The sequence below is a fragment of the Streptococcus pseudopneumoniae genome, assembly GCF_001068775.1.
GTDB classification, from domain to species: Bacteria; Bacillota; Bacilli; order Lactobacillales; family Streptococcaceae; genus Streptococcus; species Streptococcus pseudopneumoniae_N.
Genome location: NZ_JWAJ01000094.1, coordinates 1 through 19,960, shown reverse-complemented (window position 1 = coordinate 19,960; position 19,960 = coordinate 1). Strand labels below are relative to the sequence as shown.

Annotated in this window: 21 protein-coding genes and 2 pseudogenes; 5 read left to right on the top strand and 18 right to left on the bottom strand. The window is 37.6% G+C overall.

What is annotated here, in order from left to right; all coding sequences use genetic code 11:
• Positions 1-194: 194 nt before the first annotated feature.
• The 5 genes from ADF68_RS04645 to ADF68_RS04625 all read right to left on the bottom strand — a co-directional run bounded on the left by ADF68_RS04645 (position 195) and on the right by ADF68_RS04625 (position 6,490).
• Complete coding sequence (locus ADF68_RS04645) at positions 195-1,121, bottom strand: aldo/keto reductase (RefSeq protein ID WP_049548828.1); 927 nt, start codon at positions 1,119-1,121, stop codon at positions 195-197.
• Positions 1,122-1,224: 103 nt separating this feature from the next.
• Positions 1,225-3,222: a methionine--tRNA ligase gene (metG, locus tag ADF68_RS04640; RefSeq protein WP_049548827.1), complete on the bottom strand. Its 1,998-nt coding sequence runs from the start codon at positions 3,220-3,222 to the stop codon at positions 1,225-1,227.
• A 134-nt stretch (positions 3,223-3,356) separates the two neighbouring features.
• Complete coding sequence (locus ADF68_RS04635) at positions 3,357-4,616, bottom strand: ABC transporter permease (RefSeq protein ID WP_049548826.1); 1,260 nt, start codon at positions 4,614-4,616, stop codon at positions 3,357-3,359.
• A gap of 1 nt (position 4,617) precedes the next feature.
• On the bottom strand, positions 4,618-5,319 hold the full coding sequence (locus ADF68_RS04630; RefSeq protein ID WP_049548825.1) for an ABC transporter ATP-binding protein: 702 nt from the start codon (positions 5,317-5,319) through the stop codon (positions 4,618-4,620).
• Positions 5,303-6,490: an efflux RND transporter periplasmic adaptor subunit gene (locus ADF68_RS04625; RefSeq protein ID WP_049548824.1), complete on the bottom strand. Its 1,188-nt coding sequence runs from the start codon at positions 6,488-6,490 to the stop codon at positions 5,303-5,305. Before ADF68_RS04625 ends, ADF68_RS04630 begins: the two co-directional genes overlap by 17 nt.
• Positions 6,491-6,730: 240 nt before the next feature.
• Here ADF68_RS04625 and gor point away from each other — a divergent pair, with 240 nt between their 5' ends.
• Positions 6,731-8,077, top strand: a complete 1,347-nt coding sequence (gene gor / locus ADF68_RS04620) for a glutathione-disulfide reductase (protein WP_049548823.1) — start codon at positions 6,731-6,733, stop codon at positions 8,075-8,077.
• Positions 8,078-8,411: 334 nt separating this feature from the next.
• Positions 8,412-8,951 carry a biotin transporter BioY gene (locus ADF68_RS04615; protein ID WP_049548822.1) on the top strand — a complete coding sequence of 180 codons (540 nt, stop codon included), beginning with the start codon at positions 8,412-8,414 and terminating at the stop codon, positions 8,949-8,951.
• Positions 8,952-9,002: 51 nt separating this feature from the next.
• On the opposite strand, the gene ADF68_RS04610 is transcribed toward ADF68_RS04615, so the two are convergent.
• Positions 9,003-9,218 carry a YdbC family protein gene (locus ADF68_RS04610; protein WP_006145796.1) on the bottom strand — a complete coding sequence of 72 codons (216 nt, stop codon included), beginning with the start codon at positions 9,216-9,218 and terminating at the stop codon, positions 9,003-9,005.
• 98 nt (positions 9,219-9,316) lie between these two features.
• On the opposite strand from ADF68_RS04610, the gene ADF68_RS04605 reads away from it, so the two are divergent.
• Positions 9,317-9,637, top strand: a complete 321-nt coding sequence (locus ADF68_RS04605) for a hypothetical protein (RefSeq protein ID WP_049548821.1) — start codon at positions 9,317-9,319, stop codon at positions 9,635-9,637.
• Between the two features lie 30 nt (positions 9,638-9,667).
• Here the strand turns inward: ADF68_RS04605 and ADF68_RS04600 are convergent, their stop codons facing one another.
• The 7 genes from ADF68_RS04600 to rpsP form a co-directional block, all read right to left on the bottom strand.
• Entirely contained in the window at positions 9,668-10,006 is a 339-nt protein-coding gene (locus ADF68_RS04600; RefSeq protein ID WP_001196044.1) for an ATP cone domain-containing protein, read from the bottom strand.
• A 12-nt stretch (positions 10,007-10,018) separates the two neighbouring features.
• Positions 10,019-10,738 carry a tRNA (guanosine(37)-N1)-methyltransferase TrmD gene (gene trmD, locus ADF68_RS04595; RefSeq protein WP_049548820.1) on the bottom strand — a complete coding sequence of 240 codons (720 nt, stop codon included), beginning with the start codon at positions 10,736-10,738 and terminating at the stop codon, positions 10,019-10,021.
• Positions 10,728-11,246, bottom strand: a complete 519-nt coding sequence (gene rimM, locus ADF68_RS04590) for a ribosome maturation factor RimM (RefSeq protein ID WP_049509146.1) — start codon at positions 11,244-11,246, stop codon at positions 10,728-10,730. The genes trmD and rimM overlap by 11 nt, the downstream gene beginning before the upstream one ends.
• Positions 11,247-11,282: 36 nt before the next feature.
• Positions 11,283-12,065: an alpha/beta fold hydrolase gene (locus ADF68_RS04585; RefSeq protein WP_049548819.1), complete on the bottom strand. Its 783-nt coding sequence runs from the start codon at positions 12,063-12,065 to the stop codon at positions 11,283-11,285.
• Between the two features lie 94 nt (positions 12,066-12,159).
• Entirely contained in the window at positions 12,160-12,495 is a 336-nt protein-coding gene (locus tag ADF68_RS04580; protein WP_049548818.1) for a MazG nucleotide pyrophosphohydrolase domain-containing protein, read from the bottom strand.
• 43 nt (positions 12,496-12,538) lie between these two features.
• On the bottom strand, positions 12,539-12,778 hold the full coding sequence (gene kphA / locus ADF68_RS04575) for an RNA-binding protein KphA (RefSeq protein ID WP_049548817.1): 240 nt from the start codon (positions 12,776-12,778) through the stop codon (positions 12,539-12,541).
• Positions 12,779-12,797: 19 nt separating this feature from the next.
• On the bottom strand, positions 12,798-13,070 hold the full coding sequence (gene rpsP, locus ADF68_RS04570; protein WP_000268760.1) for a 30S ribosomal protein S16: 273 nt from the start codon (positions 13,068-13,070) through the stop codon (positions 12,798-12,800).
• Between the two features lie 167 nt (positions 13,071-13,237).
• Between rpsP and ADF68_RS11205 the strand changes: the two are divergent.
• Positions 13,238-13,439, top strand: a pseudogene (locus ADF68_RS11205) (hypothetical protein).
• 199 nt (positions 13,440-13,638) lie between these two features.
• On the opposite strand, the gene ADF68_RS04565 reads toward ADF68_RS11205, so the two are convergent.
• The 5 genes and pseudogenes from ADF68_RS04565 to ADF68_RS11700 all read right to left on the bottom strand — a co-directional run.
• Positions 13,639-14,538 (bottom strand): hypothetical protein, encoded by a 900-nt coding sequence (locus tag ADF68_RS04565; protein ID WP_049548816.1) that lies wholly within the window; start codon positions 14,536-14,538, stop codon positions 13,639-13,641.
• A 5-nt stretch (positions 14,539-14,543) separates the two neighbouring features.
• Complete coding sequence (locus ADF68_RS04560; RefSeq protein WP_049548815.1) at positions 14,544-15,347, bottom strand: hypothetical protein; 804 nt, start codon at positions 15,345-15,347, stop codon at positions 14,544-14,546.
• Positions 15,348-15,409: 62 nt separating this feature from the next.
• Complete coding sequence (locus ADF68_RS04555; protein WP_049548814.1) at positions 15,410-16,378, bottom strand: helix-turn-helix transcriptional regulator; 969 nt, start codon at positions 16,376-16,378, stop codon at positions 15,410-15,412.
• 129 nt (positions 16,379-16,507) lie between these two features.
• Complete coding sequence (locus tag ADF68_RS11705) at positions 16,508-17,578, bottom strand: AAA family ATPase (RefSeq protein WP_261674328.1); 1,071 nt, start codon at positions 17,576-17,578, stop codon at positions 16,508-16,510.
• A gap of 699 nt (positions 17,579-18,277) precedes the next feature.
• Positions 18,278-18,373: pseudogene (locus ADF68_RS11700) on the bottom strand (DNA recombinase); the annotation flags it as partial.
• 450 nt (positions 18,374-18,823) lie between these two features.
• Here ADF68_RS11700 and ADF68_RS04545 point away from each other — a divergent pair.
• A partial coding sequence (locus ADF68_RS04545; RefSeq protein ID WP_049548802.1) for an IS110 family transposase occupies positions 18,824-19,960 on the top strand: 1,137 nt, incomplete at its 3' end.

Below are 19,960 nucleotides of genomic sequence, written 5' to 3'. Positions count from 1 at the left end.
TCAAAAAGCATCTCAAAAAGGTATTGCCAAGTTGTAGTACTTTTTTCGAGGCTCTTTTGTCTTATTCTTGTTTCAATTGACTATATTTCCCTCATTTTACTATATTGCTTAAAAACTATCAAGGTAAATTATAAACAACAAAAAACCGTTTTTCAACGGCTTTTTGACTGTGATTTCTTAAAATGCATTTTTTCCTATGGCAAATCATTCCCAGCTGCTAGGTAAATCTCATACCATTCTTTTCGAGTTAGGTTAACATGACTTGCTTGGCTTGCCTCTATTAAATGCTTAGGATTGGTGGTTCCTACTACTGCCTGCATCTTAGCTGGGTAGCGTAATACCCAAGTGATAGCAATAGCTGATGGGCTCACACCGTATTTTAAGGCTAATCGATTGAGGACTTGGTTTAGTTGTTGGAACTTCTCATTGTCGACAAAATTCCCTCTGAAATATCCGAATTGCAAGACTGACCAGGCCTGAATAACCATGTCGTTTAATTTGCAGTATTCAAAGACGCTACCATCACGCAAAGCTGCCTTATCACCTTCCATATTGACATGGAAACCTGATTCAAATCCTGGCGTGAAAGCTGCGCTTAGCTGTAATTGATTGATAGATAAAGGTTGTTTGACTTCTTTCTTCAGCAATTCCATCATCATAGGATTTTGATTGGACACACCGAAGTCTCGAACTTTACCTGATTTGTGTAGAATTTCAAAGGCTTGAGCCACTTGATCAGCTTCCATCAAAGCATCTGGACGATGGAGAAGCAAGCTATCTAGATAATCAACCTGCAATCTTTTTAGAATCCCGTCTACTGATTCTAAAATATAATCTTTTGAAAAATCAAAATAGGTAAATTCTTCTATGCGAATGCCACACTTGGACTGGATCCACATCTTTTCTCGCAGGTCAGGACGATGCTTTAACACTTGACCCAGTAATTCTTCGCAACGACCACCACCGTAGATATCTGCCAAGTCAAAGGCATTGATTCCTACAGATAGGGCTGTTTCAACCAACTCCTCAACCTCTTTAACCGACTTGTCACTGATTCGCATCATGCCTAGAACGATTTCGGACAATTCTCTTTTCTCTTGACCAAATGGAATGTATTTCATGGCAATTTCCTCCGTTTTTCTTCATTATAAAGCAGAATGATACTTTTATCAACTGATACCTTGCAAAAGAAAAGAACCAGTTTAAACTGGTTCTTTTTAAATCTTAGCCAATCACACTTCCGTTTGGTACAGCTGGATCAACTGTGAGAAGGGTTAATTTGCCATCATGTTCAGCTGAGAGAATCATCCCTTGGCTGACATATTTTTTCATCATTTTACGTGGTTTGAGGTTGGCAACGATTTGGACTTTCTTGCCGACCAATTCTTGTTCGTTTGGATAGTATTTTGCAATACCAGAAAGGATTTGACGATCTTCACCATCTCCAGCATCTAAGCGGAATTGAAGCAACTTGTCAGAACCTTCTACTTTAGACACTTCTTTTACTTCAGCGACACGGATTTCAACCTTATCGAAGTCTTCAAACTTGATTTCTTCCTTGTTGAGTTTGAGTTCAACTTCGTCTGGGTTCCACTCTTTTTCGACGGCAGACTTGTTGCCTTCCATTTGTTCCTTGATATAGCCGATTTCTTCTTCCATATCGAGACGTGGGAAGATTGGTGTTCCTTTAGCAACTACTGTTACACCTGCAGGGAAATCAGCCAGGCTCAAGTTTTCAAGGCTAGAAACTTCTGCTAGACCAAGTTGTGTCAAGACTGCACGACTGGTCTCCATCATAAATGGCTCAATCAAGTGAGCTACGACACGAAGGCTAGCTGCCAAGTGGCTCATCACACTTGCCAATTGCTCACGAAGAGCTTCATCCTTAGCCAGTACCCATGGAGCTGTCTCATCGATGTATTTATTAGTACGAGAGATAAGAGTCCAAACTGCTTCAAGTGCACGTGGATAGTCAACTGCTTCCATGTAGGTATGGTAGTCAGCGATTGATTGTTCTGCAACATCAGCAAGAGCAGTGTCAAAGTCTGTTACACCTTCTACATAGGCAGGGATTTGACCATCAAAGTACTTGTTAATCATTGAAACCGTACGGTTGAGGAGGTTTCCAAGGTCATTTGCTAATTCATAGTTGATACGACCTACATAGTCTTCTGGAGTAAAGGTTCCGTCTGAACCAACAGGAAGGCTACGCATGAGGTAGTAACGAAGTGGATCGAGACCATAGCGTTCTACTAACATTTCAGGATAAACGACATTCCCTTTAGACTTGGACATCTTGCCATCTTTCATGACAAACCAACCGTGGGCAATCAAACGTTCTGGCAACTTGATATCGAGCATCATGAGCAAGATTGGCCAATAGATGGAGTGGAAACGAAGGATGTCTTTTCCGACCATGTGGAAGACTGTTCCGTTCCAGAACTTGTCAAAGTTACCATGCTCATCTTGTTCATAACCAAGAGCCGTCACGTAGTTGAGAAGGGCATCCATCCAAACGTAAACCACGTGTTTTGGATTTGATGGGACTTGTACACCCCAGGTAAAGGTTGTACGAGAAACCGCCAAGTCTTCCAAACCTGGCTCAATGAAGTTACGTAGCATTTCATTGAGACGGCCATCAGGAGTGATGAAGTCAGGATGTGATTTGAAAAATTCGACCAAGCGGTCTTGGTATTTGCTGAGGCGAAGGAAATAAGACTCTTCTGAAACCCATTCAACCTCGTGGCCTGATGGAGCGATACCGCCCGTTACATTTCCAGCTTCATCACGGAAAACTTCTGCAAGCTGGCTTTCTGTAAAGAATTCCTCATCTGAGACTGAATACCAGCCAGAGTATTCACCTAGGTAGATGTCATCTTGAGCAAGCAAGCGTTCAAAAACTTGAGCCACTACTTTTTCATGGTAGTCATCAGTTGTACGGATAAATTTATCATATGAGATATCAAGTAATTGCCAGAGTGCTTTGACACCAACTGCCATGCCATCAACATAGGCTTGAGGTGTGATCCCAGCTTCTTCTGCTTTTTGTTGAATCTTTTGACCATGCTCATCAAGACCTGTCAGATAAAAGACATCATAGCCCATAAGGCGTTTGTAGCGAGCTAGGACATCACAGGCGATAGTTGTGTAGGCAGAACCGATATGAAGTTTACCAGATGGATAGTAAATCGGTGTTGTAATATAAAAATTCTTTTCAGACATAATATTTCCTTTCCAGGCAAATGAAACCTGTTTTTCTAACACTTCATTATATCATATTTTGATGATTTTCGATAAGGAAATCCATACAAAAACAAGACAGACTGATGTCCATCTTGTTTTTCCTGTTGATTATCTTATTCATAGCGAAGAGCTTCGATAGGATCCAGCTTAGAGGCTTTATTGGCTGGTAGAACACCAAATATCATACCGATACCTGCTGAGACCGCTAAACTAAAGAGAGCGATTGGGATGGATACTCCAACTTCGATTCCTGCAATCATGTTTTGAAGAAGAACTCCTGCAAGCATGGTCACTCCTGCAGCAAGCAGTAGACCAATAAAACCACCTAATAAGGTTAAAATCATGGATTCAATCAAAAATTGAACCAGAATATTAGCCCGTGTTGCTCCTAGTGCTTTCCGTAAACCAATCTCACGGGTACGCTCTGTCACTGAAACAAGCATAATGTTCATAACACCAGTACCACCGACAAAGAGGGAAATACCCGCAATAGCACTAATAATCGTTGTTATGAAGCCAAAGAGTTGTTGAACTTCTTGGAAGGCGGCAGACGCATCTGCAACTTGATATTCCCCTTGTTGAAGACCTGCAATCTCTGTCATTCTTCTTGCTAACTCTGGTCCTAAAGTCTGGGTTAAGCTAGTATCATTGACACGGAAGACAATATTTGAAATCTCGTCTGTGTTAAAATTAGCTGCCAAGGAAATATTGGTCGTAATTGGAAGTCCTCCAACACCAAATGTTTTCGCAGCCTTAGCTTCTTTACTTGCATAAACACCAATAACACGGTAACTGATTTCATTTACTTCAACAATTTGGTTGAGAGCTTCTTTTGCTGAACCAAAAAGGCTATTGGCAAGCTCTTCATCTAAAATGATCACACTTGCAAAATCTTTATAATCTTGTGCTTTAAGTCCACGACCTGCAATGATTTCATTTTCGACCGCATCCATATAGGTGACATTCCCACCCGTCATGTTAGCGTGTTCGACCTTTTTATCCTTATAAGTCAAGGTCACATTGGCTGAGTTGGTTACGTAATAACTATCTACTCCCTTAAGCTTTGCAGCTTCCTTAACCCAAGCTTCTTGAGGTTTTGGTGGTTCAACAAAAACTTCTTCTTGACCGCCAGACAAGGTCAGTGCAGATTGTCTTTGGGTGAAGGAACCGTCCTTACTCTTAGTAGGTGAGAAGAAGACATGGATGTCTTTTTGAGACTTGGTCATGTTTTTATTGACCTGACGAGACATGGAGTCCCCTAAGGCCATGATCACGACAACGGAGGAAACACCGATGATAATACCAATCATGGTTAAGAAAGAACGCATCTTGTGGGCCATGATAGATGAAAAGGCAAATTTCAGATTCTGCATCTTAGTTTTCCTCCTTTTCTTCGATACCACTATCAGATGAAATGACACCATCGCGGATGACGATCTGACGCTTCGCATAGGCAGCAATTTCAGGCTCATGCGTTACCATAATGATGGTTTTTCCTTCTTTGTTTAATTCAACTAAGAGTTGCATGATCTGATTACCCGTTTTGGTATCCAGAGCTCCTGTAGGCTCATCTGCCAAGATGATTGAAGGATTGTTGACCAATGCACGCGCAATGGCAACCCTTTGCTTCTGACCACCTGACAGCTCCGAAGGTAAATGATGGCTACGCTCAGTCAACTCAACCTTTTCCAGATATTCTTCTGCTAATTTGCGACGTTTTGAAGCTGAAACTCCAGCATAAATCAAGGGCAATTCTACGTTTTGAAGAGCATTGAGCTTGGACAAGAGAAAGAATTGTTGAAAGACAAATCCGATTTCTTGATTTCGAACCTTGGCTAATTGTTTTTCACCCAGACCAGCTACTTCTTTGCCATCTAGAAAATACTGACCACTTGTAGGAGTATCCAACATCCCAATGGTGTTCATGAGGGTTGACTTACCTGAACCGGATGGTCCCATGATAGCTACAAATTCTCCCTCTTGAACTTCTAGGTTAATGTTTTTAAGGACTTGAAGTTCTTGGTCACCATTTCGATAGCTACGGCAGATATTTTTGAGGCTAATTAGTTGCTTCATCAGTCTTCACCTCTTTCCCTTCTTCTAAGGAAGCTGTCGGATTACTGATGACTTTTGCTCCATCTGTCAAACCAGATGTGATTTCTTGGTTTTCTGCGTCCGCATTGCCCAATCCAACTTCAACTTTTTTGGCCTTTTGATTTTCATCAAGAATCCAAACATAGTTTTTGTCTTCTTCCATAACTACACTCGAAATTGGAACGATCAAGGCCTTGCTCTTATTCTTGACTTCAACACTAACAGTAAATCCTTGCTTCAAATCGCCAATTTCACTAGTTACATCGACCGTATATGGGTACTTAGATCCTGAGTTTGAACCAGCTAAGCTACTACTTGCTTCGCTACTGTTCTTTGGATAATTTGAAATATAGCTAATCTTACCAGTCCAGGTCTTATCTGGGTAAACCTTTGAAGTAAAGGTAACTTCTTGGCCTACAGATAGATTTGCAAGATTGTATTCAGAAAGCTCTCCCTTGACCTGCAAGTTGTCGTTACTAACGATATGTACCAATACTTGGCTATTTCCTGTTGGAGATTTTGAAACATTGCGATTGACTTCGACAACTGTACCTTCTACAGTACTCAAAACTGTAGTGGCATCCAACTGTGCCTGGGCTTTTTCAAGTTGTGCCGCTGCATCTGCACGAACATCACGCGCATCACTGATTTGTGAATCGATAGAAGCTGTAGCTGATGTAGAAGATTGTGCTTGGGTTTGGTCCGTAGCGCCTTCAATCCCTGCTTGAGGAAGCACAGGTGTTGAAGCAGCAGTATTTCGAGCCTCATTCAATTCATTGATATGACGGTCAGCTTTAGCAACTGCACGACTAGCAGCATCATAGGCTGCTTGAGCATCTGCACTACTATACTTGACTAAGGCCTGGCCTTCGCTTACCTTGTCACCAACCGAAACTAGAACCTCATCCAAATCTCCCTTACTACCATCAAAATAAACATATTGTTCTTTTTGAGCAGTTACACTACCCGATAGAAGAACCGATGAAGCAACCGTTCCCTCTTTAGCTACAGCAATTTTAGCAGGTTCATCTTTTGCTGCAGCTTGATTTGGTTGTCTAAATAAGAGAATAGCTCCTGCACCAATTACGAGGGCTGTTGCAACTCCGATAGCGGTATATAAAGGCCATTTCTTGGCGGTTTTCTTTCTTTTCATAAGAACTCCTTCTTTACAAATATATATTAAGATTATAGCACAAGTCCCAAAAATGGACAATTGATTTCTCATTATCCAAAAAACATTTGCTAAAATCTTTTGTTGTTGTATTAGTTATATAATACACTTTCTTTTTTATTTTTGCAAGCATTTTCTTAAAATTTTTAAGCGTAGCAGATTTTTGCATTGACTCCCAAAAAAAGATAGAATATGACTAGAAAACAAGTAAAGGAGCTTTCTATGAGAGAATATGATATTATCGCTATCGGTGGAGGTAGCGGAGGTATTGCTACCATGAATCGTGCTGGTGAACATGGTGCTAAGGCCGCAGTTATTGAGGAAAAGAAATTAGGTGGAACTTGTATCAACCTCGGCTGTGTCCCTAAAAAAATTATGTGGTATGGAGCGCAAATTGCAGAGAGTATCCACAAATATGGACCTGACTATGGTTTCACAAGCACTGGGAATCAATTTGATTACGCAACGCTTCGTAAGAATCGTGAAGCCTATATTGACCGTGCTCGTTCTTCTTATGGTGGAAGCTTTAAGCGTAACGGAGTTGATTTGATTGAAGGACGTGCCGAGTTCGTTGACGCTCATACAGTCAGTGTCAATGGTGAGTTAATCCGTGCTAAGCACATCGTGATTGCAACTGGGGCCCATCCTCATATCCCTGCCATTCCTGGTGCTGAACTAGGTGGTAGTTCTGATGATGTCTTTGCCTGGGAAGAGTTGCCAGATTCTATAGCCATTCTGGGTGCAGGTTATATTGCTGTCGAATTAGCTGGCGTGCTCCATACCCTTGGTGTACAGACTGATTTATTCGTCCGTCGTGAGCGTCCACTTCGTGGATTTGATAGCTATATTGTTGAGAGCTTGGTTCAAGAAATGGAAAATACTGGATTAAACCTCCACACCCATAAGGTTCCTGCTAAACTTGAAAAAACCGAAGAAGGCATTAGGATTCATTTTGAAGATGGGAGCACCCATACCGCCAGTCAAGTTATCTGGGCAACTGGCCGCCGTCCAAATGTTGAAGGACTTCAACTCGAAAAAGCTGGTGTTACCCTCAATGAACGTGGCTTTATCCAGGTTGACGAATACCAAAACACAGTCGTTGACGGTATCTACGCTCTTGGAGATGTCACAGGTGAAAAAGAACTAACTCCTGTTGCTATAAAGGCTGGTCGTACCCTATCCGAAAGACTTTTCAACGGTAAAACCAATGCAAAAATGGACTACACGACTATTCCAACCGTAGTCTTCTCACACCCAGCAATCGGAACAGTCGGTCTGACTGAGGAAGAAGCCATCAAAGAGTACGGCCAAGAAAACGTTAAAGTCTATACTTCAAAATTTGCATCTATGTATTCTGCCGTTACTAGTCACCGTCAAGAAGCTCGCTTCAAGCTAGTTACAGCTGGTGAGAACGAAAAGGTTGTTGGTCTTCATGGTATCGGCTACGGCGTTGATGAAATGATTCAAGGTTTTGCTGTAGCAATCAAGATGGGAGCTACAAAAGCTGATTTTGATGCGACGGTCGCTATCCATCCTACAGGTTCAGAAGAATTTGTGACTATGCGTTAATACAAAAAGAGACTATCTTGGTCACTCAGATTGAAGAAAAAGTCTATTTTGGACAATCTTCTTCAATCTTTTTCTTTTACTAGATCAAATGAAAGAACTCTTATAATAGCATGCCATCAGGATTTCTAAGAATTTTCACTATATGGTAACCAAGCTCCATAAGGGTACTTTTTTTATTACGGATAGGATCTATCTGTGTTCTGAAAAAAAACTAGCCAACTTTTTTGTCTCAATCGGCCGTTACAGATTTGTAACCTTTATTTTTAAAATAGGTTGACAATCATCTCCCTTCCAGTATAATAGTTACTATAAATTAAAAAAGAGGTTAACTATTATGAAAAAAGCACATATTTACGCAATTCCTGCTATTGGAGCTGCTCTGATTGCAGTATTAGCCCAAATCAGTATCCCAATTGGACCAGTACCATTTACTCTACAAAACTTTGCTATCGGACTCATCGCTACTGTTTTTCGACCTAGGGAAGCCGTTCTTTCTGTTGGTCTCTATCTCTTGCTGGGTGCTATCGGTATTCCTGTCTTTGCCAGTGGGGGAGCTGGTTTTCATGTTTTGGTAGGTCCAAGCGCTGGCTATCTTTGGTTTGACCTTGTCTACGCTGGACTTACATCCTATCTTATCCATAAGAAAAGTGGCTATATTCGTATCTTTCTTGCAAATCTCTTGGGAGATTCCCTTGTCTTTGTTGGTGGTATTCTCAGCCTCCACTTCCTTGCTGGTATGCCTTTTGATAAAGCACTAGCTGTCGGTGTCATTCCCTTTATCATTCCTGATCTTGCAAAAATCCTTGCCATCAGTTTTATCGGTCGACCACTCCTTCAACGTCTCCGTACTCAATCCTATTTTTCAAGCAAATAAAAAGAGGCCGGGTTTTTCCCAGCTTCTTTTGGATTATTCTTACATGATTGCTTATTGATTCTTAAAGGCATCGACCATCACTTGAAACTCCTCGTTTGAGAGGGTGATTCCTTTCCCCATCTTAGTGTGGTCTGGACTCCAAGAACGAATGTCAAACTTTGCTGGTGCTCCATTAAAGCTGACACGATTGATTTCCTTGGTCCAACCTTTTTCATTCTCTGAGAGCGTAAGTAGGTGTTCTTCGATTTCAAATGTAAATTCTGCCATTGTATTCTCCTTTTAATTGTCTTCACTTGATTATTCGTAAAATCTTGTAGATTTTTTTAAAATTGTATATAATAATGGTAAAAAGAAGGGAGGCTCCGATGAAAGATTTATTTACACATATTCAACAAAAATTCCAAGGATTTCTCAACGGACGAGAAGAATCAGATCATTCCAAAGCTGACTCCCTGACAAGTACCATTAAAGAGGCGCTCCTGAAAAAAACTGCTGTCCACATTATTTTTTCAGATACAAGTTTTACAGGGGATATCATCAAATTTGATACAGACCGCCAGCAAATTATCGTTAAAAATTTTGCAAAAAATGTGACCCGCATTATTCGAATCCCAGATATTCAGAAAGTGAGTTTTGTTCCCTCAACTGTCCAAACTGCCCAAAAAAATCGATTTAAGAAAGAGTGAGATGAGTTTTCTTCATCTCACTCTTTTCTATTAACGAATTTGTTCAAAATGAAGGTGAACAGCAATGTGTTCTCCGTAACCACTTCTCTCTAAATCCCGTTGCAAACGGTAAGAGATATAGTGTTCAGCGATGGTAATATAGCCTGCGCCAAGCAAGCGATGCTCCACCATTGATTGAATCATGCTGATCGTCGCACGCTCCACTTTTGCCTCTTCCAGATCTAAGACAACCTTTTTAGTTACCTGAGCTAGATTTTGACGTAAATCATCTGTCAAAACATAAACTGTTTGAGCAGCTTTGAGAATGGCTTGATAGATTTTATCTGGATCAAAGTCGGCAACTTGTCCATCACGTTTAATGACTTGCATAGGCTTCTCCTTTTAATTTGTATTTTCTTTAATGTCCGCTAACATTTTGGCTTCTTCTGCTGTTAATTCATAATGTTCCAACAAATCTGGTCTACGCTCATAAGTTTTTTTGAGACTTTCATAGAGACGCCATTGACGAATCTTCTCATGGTGCCCACTCATAAGCACTTCTGGAACCACCATACCACGATAATCATAAGGACGTGTGTACTGAGGATATTCGAGGAGCCCAGATGAGAAGCTGTCATCTTGGTGACTGGTTTCCTTCCCAATTACTTCTGGTATCAAGCGAACCGTCGCATCAATCATGGTCATTGCTGCCAGTTCTCCACCAGTTAGAACATAATCACCAAGGGAAATCTCATCTGTTACCAAGTTCTTAATGCGTTCATCATAGCCCTCGTAGTGACCACAGATAAAGATGAGTTCCTCTTCCTGAGCCAAATCCTCAGCGTAAGCTTGATCGAACTGTTTCCCAGCAGGATCAAGGAGGATGACACGGGGATTTTTCTTTTGAATAGCATCAAAGGCATCAAAGATTGGTTGTGCTCGCAGTAGCATGCCTTGACCACCGCCGTAGGGTTCATCATCCACATGACGGGCCTTTTCAGCATATTCACGAAAATTATGATACTGGATATCTAAAAGACCTTTTTCTCTAGCCTTTCCAACGATAGAATGTTCTAGCGGAGAGAACATCTCTGGAAAGAGGGTTAAAATATCAATCTTCATCGTCTAACCCTTCTAAGAGTTCTACATCCACACGCTTATTTGGAATATCAACATTGAGGACAACCGGTGGGATATAGGGTAAAAGCAGATCACGTTTTCCCTTACGCTTAACTACCCAAACATCATTGGCCCCTGGTTGAAGAATTTCCTTAATGGTTCCAATCAAGTTATCACCCTCGTAGACCTCTAGTCCAATAATCTCGTGATAGTAAAATTCACCCTCATCCAGGTCATTAAGGTTTTCTTCTGCAACCTTCAAACTGTAGCCCTTGTATTTTTCGATATCATTGATGTGATACATATCCTTAAATTTGATGATATCAAAGTTCTTATGCTTACGGTGACTTGCAATAGTCACAGTTTTAACAAATTGATCCTTCTCATCAAATAAGGCAAGCTCTGCACCTTTTTTAAAGCGTTCTTCCGAAAAATCCGTCACAGACAAGACTCTCATCTCACCTTGCAACCCCTGCGTATTGACGATTTTCCCAACGTTAAAATAGTTCATTTGATCTCCTGTAATTTCCTTATCTCCATTTTCTTCTTACAATTTTTTAATAATATCTATAATTTTTTCTGATTCGGACCACTGTAAATAATGATGACTTCCACTTAGAATAAGTCTAGTCTTAGAAGTCCAATATTCTGATTCTCTGTACTCTTTTTCTCTATAAGCCTGACAAAAAATAAATACAGGGATACGATCTGTTATTGACACATCCTCAAAATCTTCCTTGGTGATCTCAACAGATACCTGAAAGCCCGGAACTTGAGATTCCAACTCTGAGCCTTTTTCTTGCATTAATTCCCATATCTTTTTATTAATTTCAGGGCTAAAGGTGGTTTGAGTTAAGTTCTTAAAATAAAGTTCAGGACCGAATTCTTCAATCAGTCTCATTTGCTTTTCCATTTCTGGATAAGGATTCTTTGAAAAATCAGCAAACATTACTTTTTTAGTGGTCGGTTCAATCGCCACTAAAGCTTGACAATTAAAATCTTTGTTCATCAATTTGCAAGCTAAGATTCCACTCAAGCTATGAACACAAAGTACATAATCAGAAATATTTAGTTTTTTAAGAATTTCATAAACTGCATCTACAAGATTGTCAAGATTTTTTCCAGCTAGGTTCTGAATCGAACTCCTACCTGTATTTGGAAAATCAATTGTCAAATAACCAATTGTGGGAGGAAGTTTTTCAAGTATAAGTGAAAAATTTTCATAACTTGGTATCAAACCTGCCCCATTTAGACAAACAAGCATTTTCTTTTGCTTTTGATAAGTAACAGAGAGACTGCCAATTTCTGTAGATACTTCAAACCTCTTCATAAAGAAATCCACTCATTCTATATAATGAATTATTAAAAATCCTTATCCTTTATTTTATCACGTTCTAGGTATTTTCACAAGTTGGAGAAAAAAGCTAGTTCTGACCTTCCGCTTCTAAATATCCTTCCAAATCTCGTTCATGGTGATACTTGATGGCAGCTTTCTTATCTTTTTCAAAAATGGTCTTGGTTAGATCAATATCGTTGATAGCTGCGATTGAAACCGTATAATGAATAATATCAGCAAGTTCTTTAGCAAGTTCCTCATTTGAGTCCTGAACTCCCTTTTTTCGTCCAGAACGTCCATTTAAAACCTCGGCTACTTCACCGACTTCTTCTACCAACTTGATAAAAAGCCCTTCTTCTGTTCTAGATTGCTGGTAATGTTCTAGCAAATAGGCTTGTAGTTGTCTAACTGTTAAATCCTTCATATCCTACTCCTAGCAAAAAAGCGAGACATCCGTCCCGCTTTTCTTATTTTTCGTCAATAACGATTCTTACTTTTTTGTCTTCAGTTGGGACAGAGTAGACAATCGTTCTTATCGCAGAGATAGTGCGACCCTTACGACCAATCATACGACCCACATCGCTTTGGTCAAGATCCAAATGATACTCCAAAAATTCTGGTGTATCTTCAATCTTGATAGTTAAGGCATCTGGTTGTGAAATCAAAGGTTTCACAATTGCAATAATGAGATTTTCAATCGTATCCATCTGTCAACCTACTTTAGAATTATTTAGAGAATTTAGAATCGTGGAATTTCTTCAATACGCCTTCTTTTGAAAGGATGTTACGTACTGTATCTGAAGGTTGAGCTCCATCAGCCAACCATGCAAGAACGCGGTCTTCTTTCAAAGTTACTTGGTTTTCAGCAACAAGTGGGTTGTAAGTTCCAACTGTTTCGATGAAACGTCCGTCACGTGGTGAACGTGAATCTGCTACGTTAATACGGTAGAAAGGTTTTTTCTTAGAACCCATACGAGTCAAACGGATTTTAACTGCCATTTTTAATATCTCTTTTCTTTTATTTTTTAGTTCGGTGAAATAGCTGAGCTATTTAGCACATGTTCTATTATAGCAGATTTCTAAGAGGTGTCAAGAAAAAAACTTGACAGACTTTAAAATTTTTAAATTTTTTAGACTAATAGGGATAAATTAGAAAGAGAAACTTTATGAATACTAGTCTAGAGAAGATTTACAAAGACCATCATGCCTTACATATCTCCAAATCGTGATATAGAGGCTTGGCTACTAGACCCTAAGCCTGTCCCAAAACGAAATATGGAATTAATAGAAGACAATCTCCTGGCAGGTGATATTATCCTCCTATGGAGAATCAACTTTGGTACTTTTACCACCGAAAGCTGGTTGTAAAATCTCCCATTTGAATATATTTTAAAATGCGCCCAAAATCAACGTTTTCCCGCTTTTCAGAAAATATTTTTTCATCCAATTTGAATGTCTTTCAATTAAATGGTATGAATTTTACTCCCAAAAATCAAAAATGAGATAGAATGTACCGAAAGCTTCACACCATTATAGTTTTATGAAATTTTAACATTTTAATCATTTATCAATCAATAAATAAGTCTTCCCATTGTGTGATAGACCTTGGTATAATTAACTTATTCTCCTCGTAGAAAGCTAATAAATCACTACCCTCTACTTGAATTACATTTTCAATCTGATCTAAATTAATTATTTTTGGAGCATACAAATAAACTAAATAACCATCATCTACATATTGTTTAAATTCTAAAGCATCAAGTTCATTTGCCTTCTTCCCTTTTACTTGAACTACTGCATTTCTTGGATTATTGATGTCTCTTGAGATCATCTCACATTCAATTTTTATGGTTGTAGACTTCTTTGCAATTGAATTAGAAAGTACATAATAATTTTCCTTAATTTGAAGATATGAGATAACGAGTTCTTCTAAATCAAATTCAGGCAGATTATCAAGAAGACCTCCACTATAGGTTGTTACCTCAAAATAATTCTTTTTCGAAAATTTATTAAATATCAATTTTGAATATTCTATTATGCTTTTATCCCGTATCTTCTCAATAGTACCACCAAGAGGCCTATTAAACGATGATTTTATCTGTCCAGGAACTTGCATTCCCACATTAAATGCATCAACTGGGATAACTGATCCAATATCCAAATGAGTATCACAAACTACTATAGCTGAAGATTTTACTTTACATATCCAGTAATTCCCACTTAAATCTCTGGTCCAGAATAAATCATCTATCTTCGCATCTCTAAAAACATTTATTGCTGGATGTGCTTTACCATTCTTTTTTTTAATACGATTATAGAATTCTTGGAAATCATCTAATTTAATATCTTTGCTCAACCAACTCCAACCAATAGCAACATATTGTTCAGAATTATATAAACAGAAGTCAATTAACTCTTTTCTAATGTTATCGTCTCTTTTTAAGTGTATTCTAGCTACATAATCCAATTAAATCATCCTCTCTTACTTTTTTCTTTCAAAATTATTTCGACTCCCTCTTGATGTAAAATATCATATCTAGTACGACTTATTTCTGATTTATTGATTAAATTAAGAAGATTATCGATTTCTTTTCTTCCTTCTTCACTTAACTTTGGCTTTATATCAACTAAATTTTTTTGTAGTCTTAAAAACAATTGAATAGCTACTTCGTAATCTTTTTTCTCTTGTAATTCTTGCTGCTTGGCTATAAATTCTTTTTCTTTCTCTTCGTTTTTCTTCCTATTTTGTTCAGCCATTTCACAAAGTATTTCATAATCCACTTTGTGATTCTCAAAGTCATCTTTGACTAATCCCATAAATTTAGGTGTGATTCGAATACGATTATAAGCATTTTTGACTAAAGAAGTGATTTTATCCCAACAAGGTACTTCTGAGTCTTCTCGGAACATTAATATTTCCCGATCGGTTATGACAATTTTCTTTTCTTCATCAATGAAATAACCTTTTTCTTTGTAGTTATTTAACTCTGAACTATACTTCTCTAATCTCCACTGTTTGACAATTTTTTTGCCATTATCAGATAAATCATCGTCAACTACATATCTATATAACCAATCAGGAAGATTAACATCACCTATAGTCCATCTTTGCTTCTCATGTGAGTATATTTCATTTCTTAATTCTCTGTCAGGCAATTTAACTTTATTATAAACGTACTTAATAATCTCATCACCCTCTTGAATGTATTCGTTCCAATATTTGCTATACTTAGCGTAGGGGATAAATGGACGAGTTCTATATATAACTCTACTCATTTCATCTTCTCCTTTAGTTGGTGAAATTCACAGTATTCTTTTATAACAGACAAAAAATTGTCTTATTCGCTCTCAAACTTCCAGTCAATGTAGTTTTCTTGCATTCTATTAATAAGAGTTTTTACATCATCAATTAGCGATTGAGGAGACAAAACCGTTAGAGCATCCGCTTGACTCAATAGCCACCTCTTCAACCCTGGTGTATCTTGACTCACAAATTCAATAATATTACCATTTGATGTTTTTTCAATAATTTTTGCTGTAGGAAATTGATCAACAATAATTGTTGGATCATTGACGAATAGGACTCTAATATTTAACTCTTTTCCTATGAATGGATCTACACGCTTATTACGAATTTCTCCATCACGAAATTTTCTTCCATATGAAAGAGAAGGTTTTTCTTTTTTAGATTCTACCCAACTAAGTATTCTGTCTAATTTTAAAGTCATATAAGAATCAAATAGTAAATTATAGGCTACTATGTAAAAATAATGAGTATCATAGTAAAGAGAAACCGGAAAAATTGTATGTCTCTTTTTAGTATTATAAGGAGATTGATAATCAATGTCTAAGACCAACTCCTTACGAATCAATTCAGACCATTCCCAAACCTTATCAATACGATTTTGTGTGTCTGATAATGGTGCATAATTTAGCAACTCACTTGCAATAATACTAGAAACTTCTTTTTGCTCATCTTTTGAAATAAGTGCCAATAAACTATCAAGTAATGACTTGTTTTCTTCCTTATTCAAAGAACGATTTTCTAGTAAAATCTTTGAAATTACAAGAATATCCTTTTTATTAAATAAAGATTTCCCTTTTAAATACCTAGTATGATGCCTCGTATCGTAGGCAAGTTCTGCTGCAACCATCGGTTGTGTATCTAAGAAACCAGAGAGGAGAGAAAAATCTCGTTGTATAGTCTTTTCACTAACACCAAATTCATCTGCAAGCTGAGCCTTAGCTAAATGTGCGCCAGACTGTAATCGTAAAAATATAGTTAATAAGCGTTCTTGGTCGTTCATATAATCCTAAATCCTTTAACAATATTATAACATTTCCAATGGCTTAGATTCAATCAATTTACTAGTTCAAATCTTCTACCGATACTACTAGTACCTATTTCTTCTTTTAAAGTCTATTAAAGGTTACTTCTACCTTCCGAATCCTATCAACGATATTGATTTTGATGATTTTGCTTCAATAGCTACAATAGCCTTATTGATATCTGTCAATGTAATTTGATTTAAAAAGGTATCATCTTCTAACTGATTCTTATCACCTTCAATCACTCGTTGTGCTTGACTGAAGACAATCTCATCTACTAATTTTCGGACGTATCTAGCATTTCCAAAGTTTTTACAATTGACAACTTCTGAAAAATGCTGACGTAGTACCATCTTACAATCGTCGGTTAATTGATAATATCTCTTATTTACCATCAATTCCAAAATATCAATTAGTTGATCAATTGTATAATCCAAAAATTTTATTTCTCTAGAAATTCTAGAGGAAAGTCCCGGGTTAGTTTCAATGAATTGGGCCATCAATTCTTCATACCCAGCAAAAATAACCAACACCTTATCCCGACGATTTTCCATTTCTTGTATAATCGCTGAAATAGCTTCATGTCCAAAATCTCTCTCACTACTCGGAATAAGGCTATAGGCCTCATCTATAAAGAGTACTCCCCCTTTTGCTTCATCAAAAGCTCTTTTTACTTTTGGAGCAGTCTGTCCGACATATTCACCAACAAGGTCCGCACGACCTACTTCCACTAACTTATTCTCTTGGATTATCTTGTTATTGTATAAAATTTTTGTATAAAGCCTAGCCACTATAGTTTTACCAGTCCCAGGATTTCCGGAAAAAACGAGATGACGATTTAGTATTTCATTACTAAATCCATGATCCTGACGCAATGCAGAAACTCGATTATAAGCTAACTGCTGGTTTAGGACTACTTTCACTTCTTCTAAACCGATTAATTCACTCAACTTTTTCTCAGCATTTTCTTCGTCTTCAACTGAAGATTCATTTTGGGGAATAAATCCATCCAGACTTAATTCGTTTTTATCTGAAGGATCATAATCATTTTGTACTGCAAATTCAACAAGCTCTTGAACAAAAAGACGAATTTCTTTAGCATCCTTTAGTACTTTATTTTCTTCTATTAATCTCTCAAAATCTTCATTACTCAATTGAACACCTTTTTTGTTTATCATCTGAAGCCCGATTTTTTTAAGCTCGGCCTCATCATATTGCGGAAAATTCACAATTGATACTTTACTAAAATCTTCAAGCAAATCTTTTTTTATAGATTCTGCCTCTTGGATAGTTCTCGTAATAATGATGTTAATTGAATGCCCCTTCTTTTGTCTAAATGTATCGTAAAATTCTGATTTTGTTCTTGGCCTTGCTGAAAGATAATCAACTAATACCGGGACATCTTTTTCGCCTATCTTAGGAATAAAAAAATTATTACAATTAACAAATATCGCATTCATTCCAAAGAGAGACTCTAGAAACTTGATAGCAAACTTACGACCAGATCCCCTCTCACCATTAAAAATATAAAAGTGTTGCTGTTGTTCATTATTATTTATTTTTTCTTGAAATGAAAGATATGTAATTAGTTCTTGAACAGCCTTCTTAAAATCGGCGAGACCACAAATGTTTTTCAATTCATCCAGTTTTTCAAAATTAGGCTTTAGATAATGAGACATGGTCTCTTTATTTGCACTTAATAAGAATTTTACTAGTTCTCTTCTATCACTTGTTTCAAGTTTCTTTATAAAATCACTTTCTGTTAGAGTTTTAACTTTTTTTAATGTAAACTCATGATCAAAAAAATCCTTTATTTTCCCCATGATTTCTTGATCATTGTAACTTTCTTGAGAAATAAGGTAATAAGCGTCATCCTCTTTAAATAGCAATAAACGATTAGTCTTAATAAAATCTTCTGTTTGAGTTTTTAAGAAATCATCAGGATTTTTAAACTCAACTTGATAATAATTCATTTAATTTCACCTCTTATTATTGATAATTTAAGTTTACAAAAAAGGGTGGACATTTATTGTCTAGTTAATTGTTTTTTCAAAATATGGATTAAAGTTTTGAGGCAACTGACCTTGTCAGGTTGCAGCCTTATTTGTAAGCGGCTAAAGTCGTAACAACTGTGTCAGTTGCACCAATTTAGTAAGAAAGTATAAAAAGCCCCCCAAAAAACATACTAAGATTAGTAGTGAAGAAATCTCTGACGGGAGAGAGTACTCACTACTTTTTCTTTATGTTAAAGTAGAGGTGTCTTGTTAAGTCGTAGCTTCTTTTGGCGCTAGACGTCGTACAAAAAACTGGCAAGACACCTGTTTTAGATGGAATTTTATCAAAGTATGTCGGACGCTAGACGTCGAGTATTGAAAATGAAATCACTAAAATAAGGAATCATTCAAGACAAAGAGGTAAACATAATGCGGACAGTTTTTGGAATTGATGTGAGTAAAGCAAGCTCAGAAGTCGCTATTCTTGTGAATGGTAAAAGGGTTTATGGCTATACTATGCCTAATGACATTATCGGATTTTCTCGTCTACTGGAGGATCTAAAGACCGTGAGCAACCCCGAAATTGTTTTTGAAGCTACTGGCGTCTACTCTCGCCGACTTCAGGCCTTTCTAGAAGAATATAGCTATGACTATACACGTCTTAATCCTTTGGAAGCTAAGAAGCAACTTGATGGATTGCGAGTCCGGAAAACCGATAAAATCGATGCAGAGAAACTTGCTTCGTCACAATTTGTTTTAAACCGTAAGCCAACTTATGTTCAAGAAGAAGTCTATCAAAACTTGCATGATCTTAGCCGATTCTACCAAAATCTGACAGAGGATATCGTAAGGACGAAGAATAGGCTGCACAAAGTTCTTCAAATTGCCTTCCCAGAAATCGAGAATCTACTATCTACTCCTACAGGTGAGCAATATTGGAATCTCGTGTCCATCTTCCCAACCAAGCATTGGGTGCTGGAACTATCAGAAGCCGAATTGAAAGAAGCTATTCGCAACTCAACCTCTAAACGCATTTCAGAGAACAGAGTAGGTAACTTGACTGAGAAGTTAGTTGGATTGGCGAAGCAATCTTATTCTGGCATTTCAAAAACCTCTCCTATGGTAGAAGAGGTTAAATATGATGCACAGGAACTTATAAAGTTGACAAACCGTCGGGAACAAGTTTTACAACAGTTGATAGCGTTAGCTGAACCTCTACCTGAATATGAGATTCTTCTCTCTATTCCTGGTATCGCAGAAACAACGGCTACAAGCATTATTGGTGAATTAGGAGACATTCGTCGTTTTAAGTCTGCTAATCAAATCAACGCTTTTATCGGTATTGATCTCAAACACTATGAATCAGGAGATTTCCTAGGTCAAGAGCATATCACTAAGCGTGGGAATCCTTATGCAAGAAAAATTCTGTACAAATGTATTCACAATATCGCTTCAGCTAGCCATACCAATCCTTGCCATATCGCAGATTTCTATGAGAAACGAAAAAGACAATCGCAGATAACTTCAACTAAGCCACATACGATTGCCTCTATACATCGTCTCATT

What these genes read in the sequence shown, in the direction of transcription:
- kphA (WP_049548817.1), bottom strand. Translation starts at nt 12,778, where the DNA reads ATGGATACGATTGAAAATCTCATTATTGCAATTGTGAAACCTTTGATT.
- gor (WP_049548823.1), top strand. Translation starts at nt 6,731, where the DNA reads ATGAGAGAATATGATATTATCGCTATCGGTGGAGGTAGCGGAGGTATT.
- ADF68_RS04610 (WP_006145796.1), bottom strand. Translation starts at nt 9,218, where the DNA reads ATGGCAGAATTTACATTTGAAATCGAAGAACACCTACTTACGCTCTCA.
- ADF68_RS04580 (WP_049548818.1), bottom strand. Translation starts at nt 12,495, where the DNA reads ATGAAGGATTTAACAGTTAGACAACTACAAGCCTATTTGCTAGAACAT.
- rimM (WP_049509146.1), bottom strand. Translation starts at nt 11,246, where the DNA reads ATGAACTATTTTAACGTTGGGAAAATCGTCAATACGCAGGGGTTGCAA.
- ADF68_RS04635 (WP_049548826.1), bottom strand. Translation starts at nt 4,616, where the DNA reads ATGCAGAATCTGAAATTTGCCTTTTCATCTATCATGGCCCACAAGATG.
- metG (WP_049548827.1), bottom strand. Translation starts at nt 3,222, where the DNA reads ATGTCTGAAAAGAATTTTTATATTACAACACCGATTTACTATCCATCT.
- ADF68_RS04645 (WP_049548828.1), bottom strand. Translation starts at nt 1,121, where the DNA reads ATGAAATACATTCCATTTGGTCAAGAGAAAAGAGAATTGTCCGAAATC.
- ADF68_RS04630 (WP_049548825.1), bottom strand. Translation starts at nt 5,319, where the DNA reads ATGAAGCAACTAATTAGCCTCAAAAATATCTGCCGTAGCTATCGAAAT.
- ADF68_RS04555 (WP_049548814.1), bottom strand. Translation starts at nt 16,378, where the DNA reads ATGAACGACCAAGAACGCTTATTAACTATATTTTTACGATTACAGTCT.
- ADF68_RS04615 (WP_049548822.1), top strand. Translation starts at nt 8,412, where the DNA reads ATGAAAAAAGCACATATTTACGCAATTCCTGCTATTGGAGCTGCTCTG.
- ADF68_RS04585 (WP_049548819.1), bottom strand. Translation starts at nt 12,065, where the DNA reads ATGAAGAGGTTTGAAGTATCTACAGAAATTGGCAGTCTCTCTGTTACT.
- ADF68_RS04600 (WP_001196044.1), bottom strand. Translation starts at nt 10,006, where the DNA reads ATGCAAGTCATTAAACGTGATGGACAAGTTGCCGACTTTGATCCAGAT.
- ADF68_RS04605 (WP_049548821.1), top strand. Translation starts at nt 9,317, where the DNA reads ATGAAAGATTTATTTACACATATTCAACAAAAATTCCAAGGATTTCTC.
- ADF68_RS04625 (WP_049548824.1), bottom strand. Translation starts at nt 6,490, where the DNA reads ATGAAAAGAAAGAAAACCGCCAAGAAATGGCCTTTATATACCGCTATC.
- ADF68_RS04560 (WP_049548815.1), bottom strand. Translation starts at nt 15,347, where the DNA reads ATGAGTAGAGTTATATATAGAACTCGTCCATTTATCCCCTACGCTAAG.
- trmD (WP_049548820.1), bottom strand. Translation starts at nt 10,738, where the DNA reads ATGAAGATTGATATTTTAACCCTCTTTCCAGAGATGTTCTCTCCGCTA.
- rpsP (WP_000268760.1), bottom strand. Translation starts at nt 13,070, where the DNA reads ATGGCAGTTAAAATCCGTTTGACTCGTATGGGTTCTAAGAAAAAACCT.
- ADF68_RS11705 (WP_261674328.1), bottom strand. Translation starts at nt 17,578, where the DNA reads ATGATAAACAAAAAAGGTGTTCAATTGAGTAATGAAGATTTTGAGAGA.